Annotated in this window: 1 protein-coding gene; it reads left to right on the forward strand. The window is 71.1% G+C overall.

What is annotated here, in order from left to right; translation table 11 throughout:
* The first annotated feature begins 395 nt into the window (after positions 1-395).
* On the forward strand, positions 396-1181 hold the full coding sequence (locus tag ACZ6EM_RS40410) for a maleylpyruvate isomerase family mycothiol-dependent enzyme (protein ID WP_331768803.1): 786 nt from the start codon (positions 396-398) through the stop codon (positions 1179-1181).
* Positions 1182-1509: the final 328 nt, after the last annotated feature.

Raw genomic sequence — 1509 nt, forward strand, 5'->3', positions numbered from 1 at the left:
TGTCGTCGGCTTCGGGAGTCACCGCGTGGGCCTGTTCCATGATCAATGTCGATGAGTTTGGGAGTCACTCACGGTCCGGCGAGCGATTCAGGGTCCATCCCTCGGTGAAGGCCCTGAGCTGATCTCGCTACCGTTCCTCCTCTGTGATCCGGTCGGTGAGAACGCGGCGGTCGATGTACGGCGCGACGGCGGCGAGGACCAGGCGCTGAGGCTCGGCAGGGCCGAGAGCCTCAACCTCCCACTGCACCGGCTGTTCGGCGGCGAGTTTGTACCGACGGGCGAACCCCGGCCAACGCGGGTCGCCCGCCTTGCCCGGCGGTTCGGGCGGATGGTTCGGACGGCGGCGGCCGGGAAATTCGCTTTCGGCCGCCGGAGTGCGGTGATAGACAGCCGTAGTGCAGAAGAATCTTGAACTCCCTGACCTGCTGCGACTGATCGACGAGCGGGCGACGGCCTTCCGGGCCGCGATCGCCGCCGCGCCCAGCCTGGACGTGCAGGTGCCGACCTGTCCCGAGTGGACGCTGTTCGACCTGGCGCGGCACCTGGGCTCGGGCCGCCCCTTCTGGGCCGCCGTCGTCGAGGCCGGTCCGGCCGACGCCCCGCCGGCCGAGGCCGTGGCGGCGCGCTCCGAGGCGCAGGCGCCCCGGGAGCGCGAGGCGTTGGTGGCCTGGCTGGCCGCGTCGACGCAGGAGCTGCTGGACACCCTGCGGGAGGTCGGCCCGGACGCCGAGTGCTGGACGTGGTGGGGCGCCTCGCAATCGCCGCGGACCAGCGGTGCCGTCGCCCGGCACCAGCTTCAGGAGATCGCGATGCACACCTATGACGCCCAGCTCACCGTGGGCGCCGCGCAGCCGCTGCCGGCGGAGGTGGCGCTGGACGGCGTCGAGGACTTCCTGTTCACCTGCTGCGCGTGGTCGGGCGTCTGGCCGCACGAGCCGGCCGTCGTCGACTACCACGCCACCGAGGGCCGCTCCTGGCGCTTCACGGTCGAGGCGGATGGCGCCCGCGCCGTCCGCCTCCCGGCTGCCGGCGAGGGCGAGGCCCAGGCCGACGCCTCCGCCCGGGGCACGGCCGGTGAGCTGGTCCTGTGGTTCTACGGACGCACCCCGCTGGACTCGGTGAAGATCGACGGCGACCGGGCCATCTTCGAGCGGCTCTTCGCCTGGGACCCGAACGCGTAAGGCGGTGTCGACGACGCGGCGCCCGGTCGCGTCGTCGGCTCATCCGACCGTGCCCTGGGCGGAGCGTCGGCGTGGCGTTACCGTCCTGACATGGTTGAGAGCAGGGGGTTTCGCGTCCTTCGAGGATTTAACACCCGCCGGTCTGGTCGTAGCTGGTGACGAGCGCGGCGGCAACGATGCGCGGCCACTGGAGTCCGGGCACACCGGTACATGTACCCATCAGCTCAGCGGCGGGTGCCTCCCAAACTCGTGAACATCGACCTGCCCGCCAGCAGGGCGCCTCCCGAGCTCATCGACAAACGACTCCCGTTCTCGCGTACAAAGCCAC

The organism is Kitasatospora sp. NPDC041917, from assembly GCF_055589745.1.